This is a genomic window from Clostridium weizhouense (assembly GCF_019431045.1).
GTDB classification, from domain to species: Bacteria; Bacillota; Clostridia; order Clostridiales; family Clostridiaceae; genus Clostridium; species Clostridium weizhouense.
Genome location: NZ_JAHXPT010000008.1, coordinates 129,136 through 146,548, shown reverse-complemented (window position 1 = coordinate 146,548; position 17,413 = coordinate 129,136). Strand labels below are relative to the sequence as shown.

The 17,413-nt window shown below is 24.0% G+C and carries 17 protein-coding genes; 8 read left to right on the top strand and 9 right to left on the bottom strand.

From position 1 onward, the window contains the following. Positions 1-46 precede the first annotated feature (46 nt). From KYD98_RS11110 to KYD98_RS11080, 7 genes are all read right to left on the bottom strand, one after another. A complete protein-coding gene (locus KYD98_RS11110) occupies positions 47-712 on the bottom strand; it encodes an HAD family hydrolase (protein WP_219780107.1) in 666 nt (221 codons plus the stop codon). Positions 713-862: 150 nt separating this feature from the next. Continuing rightward, complete coding sequence (locus tag KYD98_RS11105; RefSeq protein ID WP_219780106.1) at positions 863-1,519, bottom strand: dihydrofolate reductase family protein; 657 nt, start codon at positions 1,517-1,519, stop codon at positions 863-865. Positions 1,520-1,576: 57 nt separating this feature from the next. Further along, entirely contained in the window at positions 1,577-2,686 is a 1,110-nt protein-coding gene (locus tag KYD98_RS11100) for a sugar ABC transporter substrate-binding protein (protein ID WP_219780105.1), read from the bottom strand. A 100-nt stretch (positions 2,687-2,786) separates the two neighbouring features. After that, positions 2,787-4,718, bottom strand: a complete 1,932-nt coding sequence (locus KYD98_RS11095; protein ID WP_258049770.1) for an alpha-amylase family protein — start codon at positions 4,716-4,718, stop codon at positions 2,787-2,789. Between the two features lie 152 nt (positions 4,719-4,870). Continuing rightward, positions 4,871-5,884, bottom strand: a complete 1,014-nt coding sequence (locus KYD98_RS11090; protein WP_219780104.1) for a zinc-dependent alcohol dehydrogenase — start codon at positions 5,882-5,884, stop codon at positions 4,871-4,873. Between the two features lie 340 nt (positions 5,885-6,224). Then, entirely contained in the window at positions 6,225-7,265 is a 1,041-nt protein-coding gene (locus KYD98_RS11085) for a DUF4179 domain-containing protein (RefSeq protein ID WP_219780103.1), read from the bottom strand. A gap of 4 nt (positions 7,266-7,269) precedes the next feature. Further along, complete coding sequence (locus KYD98_RS11080) at positions 7,270-7,824, bottom strand: sigma-70 family RNA polymerase sigma factor (protein WP_219780102.1); 555 nt, start codon at positions 7,822-7,824, stop codon at positions 7,270-7,272. A 356-nt stretch (positions 7,825-8,180) separates the two neighbouring features. Here KYD98_RS11080 and KYD98_RS11075 point away from each other — a divergent pair, with 356 nt between their 5' ends. Together KYD98_RS11075 and KYD98_RS11070 are read left to right on the top strand one after the other, a co-directional pair. Then, a complete protein-coding gene (locus KYD98_RS11075) occupies positions 8,181-8,969 on the top strand; it encodes a histidinol-phosphatase HisJ family protein (RefSeq protein WP_219780101.1) in 789 nt (262 codons plus the stop codon). Positions 8,970-9,136: 167 nt separating this feature from the next. Next, positions 9,137-10,603 carry an oligosaccharide flippase family protein gene (locus KYD98_RS11070; protein WP_219780100.1) on the top strand — a complete coding sequence of 489 codons (1,467 nt, stop codon included), beginning with the start codon at positions 9,137-9,139 and terminating at the stop codon, positions 10,601-10,603. Positions 10,604-10,702: 99 nt separating this feature from the next. Here the strand turns inward: KYD98_RS11070 and KYD98_RS11065 are convergent, their stop codons facing one another. Both KYD98_RS11065 and KYD98_RS11060 read right to left on the bottom strand, forming a co-directional pair. After that, positions 10,703-11,965 carry a DUF4179 domain-containing protein gene (locus KYD98_RS11065; protein ID WP_219780099.1) on the bottom strand — a complete coding sequence of 421 codons (1,263 nt, stop codon included), beginning with the start codon at positions 11,963-11,965 and terminating at the stop codon, positions 10,703-10,705. 16 nt (positions 11,966-11,981) lie between these two features. Further along, positions 11,982-13,253 (bottom strand): DUF4179 domain-containing protein, encoded by a 1,272-nt coding sequence (locus tag KYD98_RS11060; protein WP_219780098.1) that lies wholly within the window; start codon positions 13,251-13,253, stop codon positions 11,982-11,984. A gap of 244 nt (positions 13,254-13,497) precedes the next feature. On the opposite strand from KYD98_RS11060, the gene KYD98_RS11055 reads away from it, so the two are divergent. The 6 genes from KYD98_RS11055 (at position 13,498) to KYD98_RS11030 (ending at position 17,047) form a co-directional block, all read left to right on the top strand. Beyond that, positions 13,498-13,923, top strand: a complete 426-nt coding sequence (locus tag KYD98_RS11055; protein ID WP_219780097.1) for a nucleotidyltransferase domain-containing protein — start codon at positions 13,498-13,500, stop codon at positions 13,921-13,923. Further along, positions 13,910-14,353 (top strand): HepT-like ribonuclease domain-containing protein, encoded by a 444-nt coding sequence (locus tag KYD98_RS11050; RefSeq protein WP_219780096.1) that lies wholly within the window; start codon positions 13,910-13,912, stop codon positions 14,351-14,353. The genes KYD98_RS11055 and KYD98_RS11050 overlap by 14 nt, the downstream gene beginning before the upstream one ends. A gap of 104 nt (positions 14,354-14,457) precedes the next feature. Next, entirely contained in the window at positions 14,458-15,069 is a 612-nt protein-coding gene (locus KYD98_RS11045; protein WP_219780095.1) for a DUF3267 domain-containing protein, read from the top strand. Positions 15,070-15,315: 246 nt separating this feature from the next. Beyond that, entirely contained in the window at positions 15,316-15,855 is a 540-nt protein-coding gene (locus KYD98_RS11040) for a flavodoxin domain-containing protein (protein WP_219780094.1), read from the top strand. 21 nt (positions 15,856-15,876) lie between these two features. Next, positions 15,877-16,386: an LURP-one-related/scramblase family protein gene (locus KYD98_RS11035; protein WP_219780093.1), complete on the top strand. Its 510-nt coding sequence runs from the start codon at positions 15,877-15,879 to the stop codon at positions 16,384-16,386. Positions 16,387-16,624: 238 nt separating this feature from the next. Next, positions 16,625-17,047 (top strand): YjdF family protein, encoded by a 423-nt coding sequence (locus KYD98_RS11030; protein ID WP_219780092.1) that lies wholly within the window; start codon positions 16,625-16,627, stop codon positions 17,045-17,047. The last annotated feature ends 366 nt before the right edge of the window (positions 17,048-17,413 follow it).

Here is a 17,413-nt window from a genome sequence, read left to right as displayed (position 1 = left end):
CTTCTCTTAACTATTTTAGACAGTTATCTTGTTTTTCTGTTTATGTTTACATTATATCTTTTTGTATATCAAAATAGTTCTTAGGGAATTCACTTATTATAATATCCGCTTCTTCTAAACATTGATTCCCTGAACCTGGATTTAAAAATCCTATACATTTCATTCCCGCTTTTTTAGCTGCTCTTACTCCATTTGATGAATCCTCTATTACAATACAGTCACTTGGATCTACATTTAGAAATTTTGCTGCTTTTAAAAATATTTCTGGATTAGGTTTGCTTTGCTTAACCTCTTCTCCACTTACAATAACATCAAACAAATTTCTAATTTCTAACTTATTTAAAATCAAATTTATTAAAGCTTTTGTTGATGATGATGCTAATGCAATCTTTATATTTTTTTCTTTTATATCATTTATAAACTCTTTTACATTTTTAATAGGAACTAGTTCTAATCCTTCCATATGTTTCATAACATATTGTTTATGATAATTTACTGTATCTTTTGGGCAAATCTTCAAACTTTTATCTTTTATAATTTTATCCCACATGTTTTCTAAACTACTACCAACAAAGCCCTCATGTTCTTCTTTAGATATCTTTATTTTAAAATGTGAAAATACATCTCTTTCTATACCAAAATATATACGTTCACTATCTACAATAACTCCATCCATATCAAATATAATTGCTTTAGTATATTGTTTATTCATATCTCCCTCCTAAGTTCTTCTATATATTTAACTCTAAAATCATTCACCTAGTTTTTAAGTTTTCTAAAATTAGTTATACTTTAAGTTTACCTAAAAAACTTCTTTAGTATTTATTAAATAATCTCTACTTTATAGAACTAATCTTTAAAATTATAATCTCTCAAATCTTAATAAATTGTAATTTTTATTAGGTTTAAATTCCAAAAATTTAAATTTCTTTAAAGAATCTAAATCTTTAAATCCTTCTCCATCAACTAATGAGACATTGTTATATCCACCTATTACTACTGGTAATTGCATAAGTACTATTTCGTCTACTAAATTTTCATTAAAAAGTGACCAATTTAAATATCCACCACCTTCTAACATTATACTATTTATATTTAATTCATTTTCAAGATATTTAAATAGTTCTTTAAAATCTACTTTATTTTCTCCAAAAATCAAATATTCTTTCCCTATACTTTTTATAAAATTTAATTTTTCATCATTTTTCCCATTTTCTGTTGTTACAATTATTGTTCTTTCTTTATCTTTAAAAATATTTGAAGATAAATCTAAATTCATAGTGTTAGTTGGTATTATTCTTACTGGATTTTTATTTTCTTCGTATCTATTAGTTAAAAATGGATTATCTGTATCTATTGTTTTCTTACCAACCATTATTGCATCAACATTTCCTCTAAATTTATGAATAAATTTCTTATCACCCTCATCTAAAAAATTAAATAAATCCTTACTTGAATTTCCTGCTCCTAAAGTTAATTTACCATCTATTGATACTTGACTAAAAAGTGTTACTTTCATTTTATTTAATCTCCTCGCTTTGTTATTAATGTAATATTGTGAATATTATGAATATTTTTATTGCATTAAAGTATTAACTATATCATCTATAGAGCATGATTCATTTCCTAGCATTTTTAATCCAAATTCTAAATCATCCCACACTTTTCTCATCTTTAAATCTACTGGAATTGTCTCATTAAACTTTAATTGAGATAATATATTTTTAGTAGTTTCTGTTGCTTTTTTATTTGCTTCTTCAATAACTTTTTTATTTACTGGTATTCTATGAACCTCATTTAATAACCTTAATTGACATTCATCACTCATCATATATTTTACAAATTCCATTATAGGTTCCTTATACTCTGACTTAAGTGAATCGCAAGGGAAAACCCATCCTATTGTAGATGTAGTTACTTTTGCTTTTTTACCATTTATATTTGGTATTAAAAATACACCTAGCTTTTCATTGCATTTTTGAAGCATATAATTATAAATCCATTCTCCATTCATCATACATGCTACTTTTCCTTCAATAAATTTATCTAGCATAACATCAGTTGCTCTATAATTAACTATTACGCCCTCTTTTAATAATTCTCTTAAAAACAAAAATGTATCTTTTAAAGCTTTAGGGTCTAATTCTAAATTTTCATTCATTGGCCATCCACCAAATGCTGTAAAGAATGGTATGAACCAATATGGAACACTCATATCAATAGCTATTGGAGCTATTTTTTTCTCTATAAAGTCATCTTTCATTCTTATTAAATCGTCAAAATCTTTCGGAATCTCTTCCATTAGCTCTTTATTATAATATATAACTGCATGATTTCCTCCTAAAATAGGTACACCATATTGTTTTCCTTTGTAGCTCATTGTTTCATAAATTTTTTTATCTGCATATCCATCAAATATAGATGTATTTACCTCTGAAAATAATCCTTGTTCTGCAAATACTGTTATATCAGATGGAATAAATGCCATATGTGGTCCATTATGTGTTTTATAAATATTACTAAGTCCTTCTATAAACTCAACTATATTAGTCATATGAAGTTTAAAATTAAAACCTGTCTTCTTACTCATTTCTTTAGTTATATCTTCTAATAAACTTAAAGTTGTATCAGCTATCCCATCAAATTCATGCCAGATTATTATTTCTTTTTCTTCATTCAAATTCATTTTTATTTCCTCCAAATATTAACAAAATTTCTTTTAAAAAAACTATTAATTTATTATTTTTATAGTAAAACTCTTATGTTTTTAATTTGTAAGATTTAACTTATATCTCTCCAAATAATACAATAGCTTGACCACTTTTTAATATATCAACATTTTTATTTAGAGCTTTTCGCTCATCATTTTCTATACTGTTTATCAAAATTCTAGGGTTATTTATAAAATTAAGTGATTTATTAATTTCTATATATTTTTCATCATTCATATTTAAATTAAATATTATTAAAAATGCTTCTTTTTTAGTTTTATAACTATATACAATAACCTCTTCTGGTGAATTTACTATCTCAAAATTTTTTAACTCTAATAAATCTGAATATTTATTCTTACATTCTTTTAATTGCTTTAGTAACAAAATCATTTTATCCGCATTTTTATTACTCCATTTAATATTCATTTTATTAAAAAATGCTCTTGGTATTTCAGCACCATTTGTATTATCTGCTAATCCACAATTTATAGGTTCCTCTTCATTAACTTCTCCCCCTGTTGTTATAAATGGTATCGCATTAGGTAAGAAATTATTAAATACTGAAATTGAGCGAGCAAGTTTAACCCCTCCATCTCTAGTTGTTATTCTTGGAGTATCTGCTGTCTCAGCGCATCCAAAAATATAAAGTTTTAGTTCTTGTAACTCTTTTAAAAAATTTGTTAGATTATCTTTATTTATTCTAGACATTTCTAACCATTCACTACCTAACATTATGTTATATCCACTATCATAAGCTCTTTCATGATTCTTATTAAATAAATCTTCACTCATAAATAATGCATTAGGTTTTAACTCTTTTACCACATCAAATAAATGACTTAATAATACAGGTGGTATAGTATGTCCTATATCTACCCTTATTCCATCTATTCCATATTCTAGAATATTGTAACGTAGAGCATCCTCAAAAAGTTTCCATAAACCATAATTAGGTTCTTTTCCTGGAAATTTATTAGCTTTTATGGTATCAAACATAACATAAGGTGCTTGATCTTTATCTAAGAATTTTTTAACTTCTGGATATACATCCATATATATTTTCAAAAAAGTAATATCTGTCCAAATAGGCTGTACATCATTTACCCAATCTGAATGTGCAGGTGGAGTTGTTATTTGCATTTCTTGTTCAACTAGCATTAATAAATCTTCTCCTGTTTGTTCTGATTGTTTCTTTAACTTTTTCCACAAATCTGGGTTTAACTGATCTGGAGACTTAGAAAATTTCTTTAAATGTTCTTTAGTTTGTTGTGATTTATATATTATTTCTAAATTATCATGAGTACATTCTTGAAAAACTCCGATCTCTGGTATCTCAGGAGTTTTAAATCCTTCTAAATACTCTTTTTTAATCCAATATACCCAATCTGGATGTTCCTTTATTATGTCACTATTACGTGCAGTAACCCTAGGTATAAAGTCATTCACAACTCTTATTCCTAAAAGGTGACATGCTTCAACTAATGCTGAAAATTCATTTTTAAGTGTGAAATCTTTAATATCATCTAATATCTCATCATGTAAATTCTTATCAAGTTCAAAGTAATTTTTTATTGCAAATGGTCCTCCAATATCTCCTTTTATATATAATTCACTGTATTCTGTTATTGGAAGCAAGTATAATATGTCTACGCCTATATCTTTTAACATAGGTAATAATATTATTAATCTAAGAAATGTTCCCATCTCTAAATTACCATCATGATTATAATCCCATGCTGTTGAATATCTAACTAAAGAACAGTATATAAGACTTTTATTAAAGTTATTATCATTTGGAATATCATAATTTTGAACCTTTAAATAATTTATTAATTCATTTATATACTCATAAGCATTTATTTGAATTTCTTCTTCTGTTTCATTTAAAATATTTTTAAATCTTATCATATTCCAAAGTTTAGGAATCCAAATCAAATATTTTTCATCTTGTATTTTACTCTTAACAAAATTGTTTATTTTATCTAAATTACTTATTGTTATCATTTCTTTTAATCTCCTATTTATATAAAATGTTACTTTCCTAGTGATCTGTATAAATTCAATAAAAATTATTTTTTATTTAACTCTTACTGAAATCATAAAAACTAAAACTTAACTAGTATAACTAAGCAGTTTTATAGAACGTTTATTCTATATTAAAATTCAAAAACTGTTTTCATGGATTTCATTTCATGAGATAATAATTCATTAAAACTTTCTTCAAATTCATCTATTGAACATGTTTTAGTAACTAATTTTTCCAAATCCTTCAACTTAATTGCAGCCTTTATAGCTTTTTCAAACATTAAGTTATATTCACCTGAACCTATTATTTTTATTCCATTGCTTAAATAATGACTTGGTTTAAATTTAAAATTATAATTAGGATTTATTCCTAATAAAATAATCCTTCCTCCTTTTTCTATCATGCTTTCACACATTTCCATTTGAGTTCCTACTGCATCTATAACAACATCAAATTTTCTTCCTAAATTTATCTCTCTTAACTTTTCTTCTGTTAAATCTTCTGGATAATATACATAATCACATATTTTATTTGAAAAATCTTTTCTATAATCATTTTTTTCTATTGCAACTGTAAGTCTAGCAATTTTACTAGTCAACATTTGACATAACACTCCCATAGGACCTGATCCTATTATAAGTACTGAATCTTCTGGTTGAATATTAGCAGCCTTGATATTATGAAGTACACAAGCTAATGGTTCAACTAAAACAGCTGATTTTAAACTTAACTCCTCTGGAATTTTATATACAAAAGTTTCATCACATACAAAATATTTCGCAAATACACCATTTTTATTAATTCCTGCAATTGCTAGTTTTCCATTATCACCTTCACAAAAATTTGTTTGACCATTTTTACAATAAAAGCACTTGCCACAATATTGGTTAGGATCAATAACTACATTATCATTTACTTTTATATTCTTTACACTATCTCCTACCTCTATAACTTTTCCAACAGCTTCATGCCCTCTAATAATATCTGTCATTTCTTCTGAATTACCTTTTAAAAGTTGTAAATCAGTTCCACATATACCTGAATATTTTATTTCTATTTTCACTTCACAAGATGATGATATTTGTGGTTCTTTTACCTCCTTAAGTTCTATTCTTTTGTTCTTACTCCAAATTAATCCTTTCATGTTGTATTCTCCTTTTTCAATTAAATTTTATGATTGAACTTCATCAACCATGGGTTTATTGTAATCTCTTATTTTTCGAGTTTAAAGTGTGATTTTTTCCAAATTCCCCCTTAAAACTTCATCTCTTTTTACAAAAATTTCTATGTAAATGTTTCACTTAAAAGGAATTATTTTATAATTGCTTATTCTAGAACTATAATTAATTGAACCTTTCAAAATTGTAAACGTTTAACAGGTTTATTTGCCATAAAATTCATACTAAACCTAGTAATATCAACCCTTTACGCAAAAAAGACTAGTTAATTAATAACTTAACTAGTCTTAAATAAAACTTTATTATTTATTTTAATTGTGATAAGTCTATTGTAAATTCCTCTCCTGCTTTTTTATACTCATTATCCATCTTTCCACTTTCCTCTGGATATTTAGCTGCATAAGGTGTTAATTTTAATATTTTTGCATTTTCATTAAGATTGCCATGAATATTTTCTATCTTAAATAGTGCATTCTTTTTATTAGAATAAGAAGGATAAAATTCAACTTTATTACCTAAATCATCATATCCTTTTAACATTACAGCATATGAAGATTTTTTTTGAAAATTAGATATTGAAGCATAAATTTTTTGCCCTAATGAATTATCAGTATACTTTTCTAATGTATATTCTTGACCATTTTCTAATGTAAATTTATTATTAAGTATTATTTCCTTAGTATCTATTCTTAATTGATCCCCGCTAGTTTTAAATTCAAATGTCCAATTGCCTTTTTGTTCATTATCATTTAACCATACACTTGAACTTTCAAGTTTTATATTTAAATCTCCAGTAAAATCACAATTTTCTAAATTATAAGTAATTACTGATTGAGTTGTATAGTCATCAATATTTTTAGCACTTCCACTTGCCCCTGTATTAAGTGCTTTTCCATTTACATAAATTTGATTAAATCCATCCCAAGATTCGTATTCGTCTAATTTTTTATCAGATGTTACATTATAAGAAACTGTCATTTCATTTCCATCTAATATAACCTCATTTAATTGAACTGTTATTCCATTATCAGTTATGGATTTATTTAAAACAGTCTTATAATCATCTAAATTTTTTTCTATTCCTAAAAAACTCCCTATATCATTGTTAATCAGGTATCCTACCTTTGATAAAGCTGACACTCCAATATTATTTCCAAATATACCAATAGTTAAAGCTACAATAGCTACTGCTGCTATAGCATTTCTTTTAGGAAATTTCTTTTTTAAAATTGATTTTTTTAAATTAGCTTTTATTTCTTTCTTCTCTATATCATTAAAGTCTTCTCTTTTATAATCATCAATATTTATCTTAATCTCATTTAACATACTATATATATCATTCTTCATACTCCTACCCCCTATTTTCCAATACTTTAAAGATCTTTTGTATCTTCTTTTTTCCTCTTGATAATCTATTGTAAATAACTTCTCTTTTAACTCCCATTTCTTTTGTTATATCATTTATTTCTTTTTCCTCAATATATACTTTATAAAATAAATCTCTGTCATTTTCTTTTAAACAATTTAAGATCTCATTAATATCATCATCTAATTCATTCTTAATAATCTCTTGATGAGTATTATCTGGAATGGTTATATTTAAATCATCTATATTCTCATACTCTAAACCTTTTAGATACTTTCTTTTATAATCAATACATTTAAACTTAGCTATTCCTGCTACCCAGTTTTTGAAATCCCCTTTACCTCTATTAAAACTTTTAATATTATTCCAGATTCCAAGAAGTATATCATTAATACATTCCTCTTGAGTACTCTTTAAATTATAAAGATGTTTTTTTACAATAGATTTAATAATCCATCCATAATTATCAATAACATAATCTAAGGCTTTTTCATTTTTATTTATTAAACCTAGAATAAAGTTTCCTTCATCAATTTTCATTTTTGACCTTCTTTCTAAAGCAAGCTTGCATATATTATTTAGACACATAAAAAAATATTGCACTATTTATTTTTTAATGTCTATTACCCCTTACACTTAATATTTCGTTTATAAATTTCTATATCTATCAATATTTTAAATAAATTTATATTTTAAGGTAAATTATAACATGCTTTATTTTTTTAGTATAAATGTTATCTATTCTTATAAAATTTATATAGTATTATTCAATATTTCTTAAAATATTTGCAAAATCAAACTTTAACATCTAAATAGCTATTTGTACATTTTAAATTAAAACATATATAATAGTACAAGTATAATAACAATAATTGTATTAGAAAGGATTAATTATTATGAGATACTTAAGTGATTACCACTTACATTCAAACTATTCTTTTGATTCTAAACAAACCTTTGAAGATATTATAACTAAAGCTATTTCTATGAAGTTAAATGAAATATGTTTAACAGAACATATAAGTTTTGATCCTGATGATAGAAGTTATAATTTCTTTAATTTTAAAGACTATGAAAATGAGATAAAGAGACTTTCTGATAAATATTCTGGAAAAATTTCTATAAAAAAAGGTCTAGAAATTGGAGAGTATCTTCTTTATAAAGAAGATTTTGATAAATACTTTAAAAAACATAATTTAGACTTTATAATAGGTTCAATACATAATCTTAATGGAAAAAGCTTAAGAAATAATATTGCTGAAAATGGTGTTACATATACATATGAAACTTACTTTAAGGAAATTTTCAAATTTGCACAAATGGGTGATTTTGATGTACTTGGACATCTTGATATTGTTCAACGTTATGCTTTTAAATCGGGTGGAGTATATGATTTTGAAGATTATAAAGATTACATATATGAGATTTTAAAAGTTACAATTTCTAGAGGAAAAGGACTTGAAGTAAACACTTCTGGCTTGTCTAAGAACTTGCTTTTCCCTAAATTAGAAATATTAAATATGTATAAAGATTTAAATGGTGAAATTTTAACTGTAGGTTCTGATGCTCATACTAGTAATAGAGTTGGTGAAAAAATAAGTTATGTATATGATATTTTAAAAGATATAGGCTTTAAATATGTATTTACTTTTGATAATAGGAAAAGGAATGGACAACTTTTATAATAAAACAAACGGGCTATCTTGTAGATAAAATCATTTGTATCTTTAGATAGCCCTTTAGTTTAATATCTTTATTTACATTTCATTTTATCCCGACAAATATTTGACATTTTATTCTATAAAATGTAAACTTGTATAAATAAAAATATCTTAAATATAGGAGCATAATAATGTCTAAATCAATTTCAAAAAATGTTATGGCTAATACAATACTAAACTTATTTAATATAATCCTTCCAATAATAGTATTTCAAATAGTTTCAAGTACAATAGGTGAAGAATTATATGGTTATATTGGTTGTAGTGATACACTTACTTCTTACTTTTTAATATTTGCAAGCTTTGGTGTATATACTTATGGTTTAAGAGAAATAAGTCGAGTCCGTGATGATAAAGTTAAACTTAGACAAACATTTACTAGTTTATTTGTTCTAACAACACTAACAAATATTTTAGCTATATTAGCATATATAATATTCATAATAATTAATTATAAAAATCAACCTTTATTCTTAACTTATTTATTGATGGGGATAAATTTATCTTTTAATATTTTCTATGTAGAATGGGTAAATCAAGCTTTAGAAAACTATAGTTTTATTGCTATTAAAACTGTAATTGTTAGAATTGCAAGCTGTATTTTAACTTTGATATTTATAAAAACAAAACAAGACTACTTACTTTATTTATATATACTTATAGGAAGCAATTTTATAAATAACATTATAAGTTTTGTTTATATAAAAAAAGAAATTCCTTTTGATTTTTCTAATCTACAATTCAGTAAACATATAAAACCTATGATTTATGCTGTAATACTTTCAAATGTTGGGGTTTTATATACACAACTTGACAAATTTATGATCCAACATAATATTAGTACTACAGATGTTGGGTACTATTGTATGGCTCAAAAAATTATGACTTTAGTTAATACTTTAATGCTTACATTAGTCACAGTCACACTACCAAGATTATCAAATTATTTGGGTAATAATTCAAAAAATGAATATTCATTACTTTTGAGAAAAACAATAAAATTATATTTCTTATTTTTATTCCCTTCATCTATTGGACTTGCTTGTTTATCAAAAGAAGTAATTTTAATATTTGGTAAAGGAGGCTATCTTCAAGCAATTCCTGCACTTGTTGTATTCTCACTCTATATGTTAAGTTTAGGTATTCAAAATATAATATCTAATCAGATACTATATCTTTATAAAAAAGAAAAATATGATTCCATACTAATACTTCTTGGTGGTATCATTAATTTTATACTAAACTCAATATTAGTACTTACCGGTTACTTTTCAATAGTCACTGCTATATCAACTACATTAATCTCTAATATAATTGTTATAGTACTTCAATATAATGTAGTAAGGAATGTTCTAGACTTAAATATCAACTTATTTAAGATTGAAAATACAAAATACTTTTATTATTCATTATTGTTTATACCTATAACTATAATTTTAAAAAAATATATGTTAAGTCCTTTTTTTCTATGTATATCAGATATTGCTTTATGTAGTTTAATATATTTAATAATACTAACTGCTACAAAAGATAAAGTACTTTATCATATAATTAATAAACTATTAGATAAATTTAGCTTTTTAAGAAAAGCTATATAATATATAAAATTAGAACTATACTAATATCACTTAATTAAAGTTTAGTATAGCTCTATTTTTATATTATAATTTCAAATCATCATTTAAACTAATATAGTATTATTTAGATATCTTTGCTTCATTTCCTATTTCGTATTTATCTATTTGACTTGTAGTAATATCAAAATGAATTTCCTTTAATTTATCGTCTTTAACATTTCCAAATTCTACAATATATCCAAGTTCATCATTTGGGTCCTTATAAAAACTCATATATTTACTTCCATCATAGGTATTATTAAAAACATTAGTTTCTTTATTTAATTCATTATACATAAACATATTACTTGCCATTAAAAGTCCTGCTTTTTCTGTACTTCCTTTGCAATAAACTCTTATTTTATTATCTGTTCTTTCTATATTATATATCTCTCCATTAGTACCATCAGAAAATTTAAATGCTTTTTTATATTTTACATTGTTTAATATTTCCCTCTCTTTATCATCTAAAATACTTTCTTTATCTTTTTCATACATGTTATATATTTCGTCATATGACATATGACCTACTATTGGAATAATACTTAAATTATTAATATCTTTAATCCTATCATAAGTTGCTGAATCAGCTATATATTCCCCTGTTACTTCTCCATCAGATGACCAAAATCCATCTGAAGATACTCTATACATTATATTTTCCTTTTTTAATATCAAAAAGGAATTTGCAGAATCTTTTTCTTCATTGATTTTCTCATCATAAGTCCCACTGCATTTAAATCTCGTTCCAACAATATTTGATTCTAGTTCATCTAATTTTAAGTTAAATTCTGGTATTTTAGTATCTATTTTTTCTTGTATTGTCTTTTTAAATGATTCTGAAAAATCTACATAACTATCTATTCCTAAATTAACTTTATAGTATGGTAAAACAAGATCCACTCTCAGTTCTCCATTTTCAGGAAATTCTTCTTCATCCTTTTCTCCATTTAAATGCATTATAAATGATCTATCATCTAAATAGTCAAACCATGTAGAACTGTTATCAGTATACTCATTTGCAAAACTTACTTCACTTATAAATTTTTCTATTTTTTCTTTGTCTAAAGTCTTATCACTTTCTATCTTTAAAATCACATTTAAATTATGCTTTGTTCCAGTAACCTTATCTAGTGTTACCTTAAATCCATTTTGTTCAATGCTTTTGTTTATATTAATTGAATAATCCTTATACTGATTAGAACTTATATTTTCACAACATGCTGAAGTTAGATTTGCATTATCATCTGCTAAAACTTTTACTTGTCCTAATCCTGCACTGCTCATAAATACCATAATTCCAAGTATTGGTCCTAATATTCTGCTTAATTTTCTATTTAGCATTAAACTCTCTACCCCCTTAAATATTTACTTCATCTCCTACTTTAAATTTATCTATTTGACTTATAATAGGTTCAATATTTAAATTTATAATTCTATCTTTATCTACATTATTAAATTCTACAACATATCCTAAATCCTCATTAGAATCTTTATAAAAGCTCATATTTTGTACATTATTATATATATTGTTAAATTTAATTTCTTTCTCATTAAAATCATAATTCATATTCATATTATCTGCCATTAATAAACTTTCTTTTTCTGAAGCTCCTTTGCAATATACTTTTACTGTATTATCTTTTCTTTCTATATTGTATATCTCTCCCTTAGTTCCATCTGAAAATTCAAATTCTTTTAAGTATCTAACATTGTTAAGTGTTTCTTTATTAGACTCTAATTTTTTATTATTTATTTCATCTTCATCATACGTTTTATTTCTTTCTTCTCGTGATACAAAACAAACTATTGGTATTAAACCTAACTTCTGTTGATCTTTAATTTTATCATAAGTTACTGATTTATATTCATATGTCTTTATCATCTCTTTATCATCTGAAGAGTGACTACCTGAACAGTATGTTTTATACATTTTATCTCCTACTTTTAAGATCATTGATGAATACCTAGATCCTAATGGATCTTCTCGTCTTTCATCAAAGTCTTTCCATGGTGCAATGAACTCAAGTTTTGTTCCCATAACATTAGATTCTAATTTATTTAATGTAGAATTAAATTCAGGTATTTTAGACGATAAATTTAATTCCAATGTCTTTTTAAATGATTCTGAAAAATCTACATAAGCATCTATTCCTACATTAATTTTATGATTAGGCATTACTATGTCTACTCTTAATTCTCCCTTTTCTGGAAATTCTTCATCGTCAATTTCTTTTTCTATAGTTAATAATAGAGTTTTATCATTTATATAATCTTGTGATTCACCTCCACCCCAGCAATCACTTTTTCCAAATGTAAGTTCTGATATTATATTATTATATTTTTCTCTATCAAAAGGTTTATCACTCTCAATTTTAACTACTGCTTTTAAAGCATGTTTTGTTCCAGTAACCTTATCTAAAGTTATTTTAAAGCCATTTTGCTTAACACTTTTGTTTATATTAATTGAATAATCCTTCTCTTCATTAGAAACTGTATTTTCATAACTTGCTGATGTTACACCTACATTATCATCTGCTAAAACTTTTACTTGTGCTACTCCTGTACTTGCCATAAATACCATAACTCCTAGTATTGGTCCTAAAATTCTACTTATTTTTCTATTTGCCATTAAACGTTTCCCCCTTAAAATATTTAACTAATTTTAGTTTTCCATTTTCCATTCTACCATTTATAATACATATATACAAATAATACCAGCAAAAAGCTTAATCATTCAAATATATACTCATTTATTTTTTATTATCAAGCTTAATTTATATTTCTTAAACATTAATATATTTTTTTGATTGTGCCTAATTGCTTTATGATATAATAAATATGTATACAATAAAATTTAATTGGAGTGATATTATATGGATAGAATTAAACTATCTGATTGTAAATTAAATTTAGATAATCTAAAAAACATTATATGTATTGGTACTTTTGGAAGTTACAATACATATTGTTTTGATAAAAGTAAAAGTGATATAGATATTATGATTCTATCTATCAAAGAACTAGAATGGAAAGATGAACTGGAAATTGAAGATTATTTAATCCCTATTTTACAAAATCATTTTCAATACGATAATATACATCTAACATTTATAAATGGTTTTATTTATCCTTTTGGAGAAATGCTTATAAATAGTAATGATAAAATAATTATTTTAGAAGAAAAATACTTAGATTATATACTTGGATACTCTACTTTTAAAAGAGATAGAGAATATTTAGAAATAATACGAGAACAAAATTTAAAAGATTTAAAGGAGTATAGAAATGGTTTATTATAAATATAAAAAAGAAAAATTAGAAGAAAAATTTTCTGAAAGTAAAATTCTTTTAATTAGAATAAGAGAATGCCTAGAAAGAAGTCCTAATAGTGAAGATGAAATAATTGATGAAGCTATGATTTCTTACTTTAACTCTTTTTGTGAGTTTATAATTGATATGTGTGAAACTTACTTAGTTTCTACAGATAATCTTATCCCAAATAAATCTGGTTCTGATATAGTTCAAGTATCTAGTGACTTTGGATTTATATCTAAAGAAGATTCAAAAAAACTTCAAAAAATTATCAAACTAAGAAATAGATATGTACATGATTATTATCAAAGAAAATTATCAAGAAATAGGATTTTAGATGTATGTAGAAAAGAAATTAAAAATTTAAATATGTTTCTTGAAATATCTACTGAAAAAATAACTTTGGTTTTAAAATAAAATGTATAAATAAAGTTTCTATTATATAATTAATTGTAATATTATTTAAATATTCACTTATATTGTAAGCCTATTATTTAAAAATACAAAGGAGATAACTAAAGATGAAAATACAAAATAAATTTCCTAAATTTAATAAAGACAAGCATAATGAATTATTAAGTCAAGGTTGGATCTTAATAAAAGAACCAAAAAATATCATAACATCAATTATATTTTCAATTCCACTTATGATTATTTTAGGTTTAATCTCATGGTCTATAATAAATATATTCTCGCCTATCAATTTAAATATTTTACAAATTAATCATGGTAGCTTTTCTATAACAATTAATCCTATATACATATTGATTGTGTTTATATTTATATATATACATGAATTTATACACTTAATTTGTATCCCTAACTTTCTAACATCTAATAACACTTTTTTAGGACTTACATGGTTTGGTGGCTATGCTTATACTGAAGAAATTATAAACAAAAACTTATATATAAAAATATGTTTTATGCCATTTTTATTAATTTCAGTATTTGGTGTACTTGCTTTAGGTTTACTTGGAGGTTTGACTCCTATAATAAAATTCCTATGCATAATGAATGCAATAGCAAGCTCTGTTGATTTTTTAAATATTATATTAATTTCTACACAAGTTCCTAATAAAAGTAAAATTGTTATGAATGGTAATTCATCATATTATAAAAAGATTATATAGTTAAAGTCTGATTTCGATATTATATCGTCATCAGGCTTTTTTAAGTTTTCTTTAATTGTTCTAATCATCATTTAAAATTTCACTATATTTTAAATGAATGTTGATATTATAGTATAAAGCTTCTATACATGTACTTTTACTATAACATCAATACTATTTTAAAACATATCTTAAAATTTAAAAACATCCAATTTACAAATTATGTTATAATTAATTATAATGCAAAAAATTATAGAGGTATAAATAATGAAAACTATAGTAATATACAAATCAAAAACAGGCTTTACAAAAAAATATGCTGAGTGGATTTCAGAAGAATTATCAGCAGATATTTTTGATGTTTCAAAAGTTAGAATAGATATTATAAAAAACTATGATACTGTAATTTATGGTGGCAGTTTATATGCTTCAGGGATTACTGGGGTAAAATTTATTAAACAAAATATTTATAAACTTAAAGAGAAAAATATTATTGTTTTTGCAACTGGTGCATCTCCATCAAAAAATGAAGCAATAAATGAAGTCAAAGATAAGAATTTTACTAATGATGAACAAAAATTTATAAGATTCTTTTATTTAAGAGGTGGATTTAATTATAGTAAATTAAACTCATTTGATAAAATTTTAATGACATTACTTAAATGGAAATTAAAAAATAAAAAAGATTTAACATCAGATGAAAAAGGTATGCTTGCTGCTTATAATAATCCCGTAGATTTTACAAGAAAGAAAAACCTAGACGAATTAATAATCTATGTTAAATCATTAGAATCTATCTCAAAATAAATAGTAAAAGGACTTTTAAACATGAAAACTTATTACATAAAACAAAGATTAAATCTAGGAAATGATAAATATTTTGTATATGATCAAGAACAACAACCCATACTAAAAGTTGTTAAAAAAGGTTTAACTGGATTGTTAGATAATTTTTTAGGAAGCATTATATCTTTAGGAACTAAAATATATATTTATAATTTAATTGAATCTGAAACTATTATGATTAAAAAAAAGAAAACATTCATTTGGAATCAATATGATATATTTATTGATAACTTAAAATATGCATCTATGTGTGAAGAAAAAACTTGGTTTAATCCTAATCTTTCTATTAACGCCATTGATGGAACTTATAAAATTAAAGGAAATATTTTTGCAAAAGATTTTTTTATTGTTAAAGATAAAGAAGTTATGGCAACAATAAAAAAAACTAGATTAACTATTAGTGATTATTATGAACTTTCTGTATTTCAAGAGGAATGTTATAAATTATTTATTGCAATTACTATAGCTATTGATAACTCATACCATAATTAAATATGATATAATAATATAGAATTATGTTTTAAAATATGTTCAATAATATACTTAAAACATAACTTAATTTAAATATATTATTTGTATACCCTTTAAAAATTAATTTTATTGGGTAAAAATTAAATATACAAAGATAAAAACACAGTTCGGTTGGTAGTCCGGACGTAGCATTTGCTATCAGTAACCTGCCTCCTTGGTTGTCCATTCTTTGTTTTTGTTATATTAAGGAGGAATTAACATGAACAAAATAACGTCAAAACTAACAGTATTTTTTGAGGATCCATTTTGGATTGGAATTTGTGAATATATTTCAGATGGTACACTAAAAGTTTCTAAAATAACTTTTGGTCAAGAACCTAAAGATTATGAAGTATATGATTTTATTCTTAAAAATTTATATAAGTTACGTTATAGTTCACCTATTATCAATGAACCAAATCATGCTGAAAAAAAGATTAATCCTAAACGTATGCAAAGATTAATTAATAAACAATTAAAAATTACTGATGTAGGAACAAAAGCACAACAAGCCTTAAAATTACAGCATGAACAAAACAAATTACAAAGAAAATCTTTTAATAAACAAAAAAAGGAAGATGAAAAAAACAGACAATTTGAGTTAAGGCAACAAAAAAAGAAGGCAAAACATAGAGGAAAATAAAAAAATATAATATTTTTTTAGACAGTAGATAATTTTGTATAAAAAACAAAATCATCTACTGTTTTTTACATAATTACTATAAAATACTGCAAATTCAAACATATTAATGAATTTGCAGTATTTTTTATATAATGTTAATTTCATTATTTTTTAATAATTATCATAAGTTTAATTTTTAATAACTCTATTATATAAATTATTCTTATTATATGGAAATTGTGGTATAAAAAAACTTATTTGTTGAAAAACGGTTAATAATATGATATTATAATTATGTTTTTATTATATAATTATTAAAAAATTGATATGAACATTATACAAACAATCAAAATTTCACCTTAATTGTTCATAAACAATTTTATATTA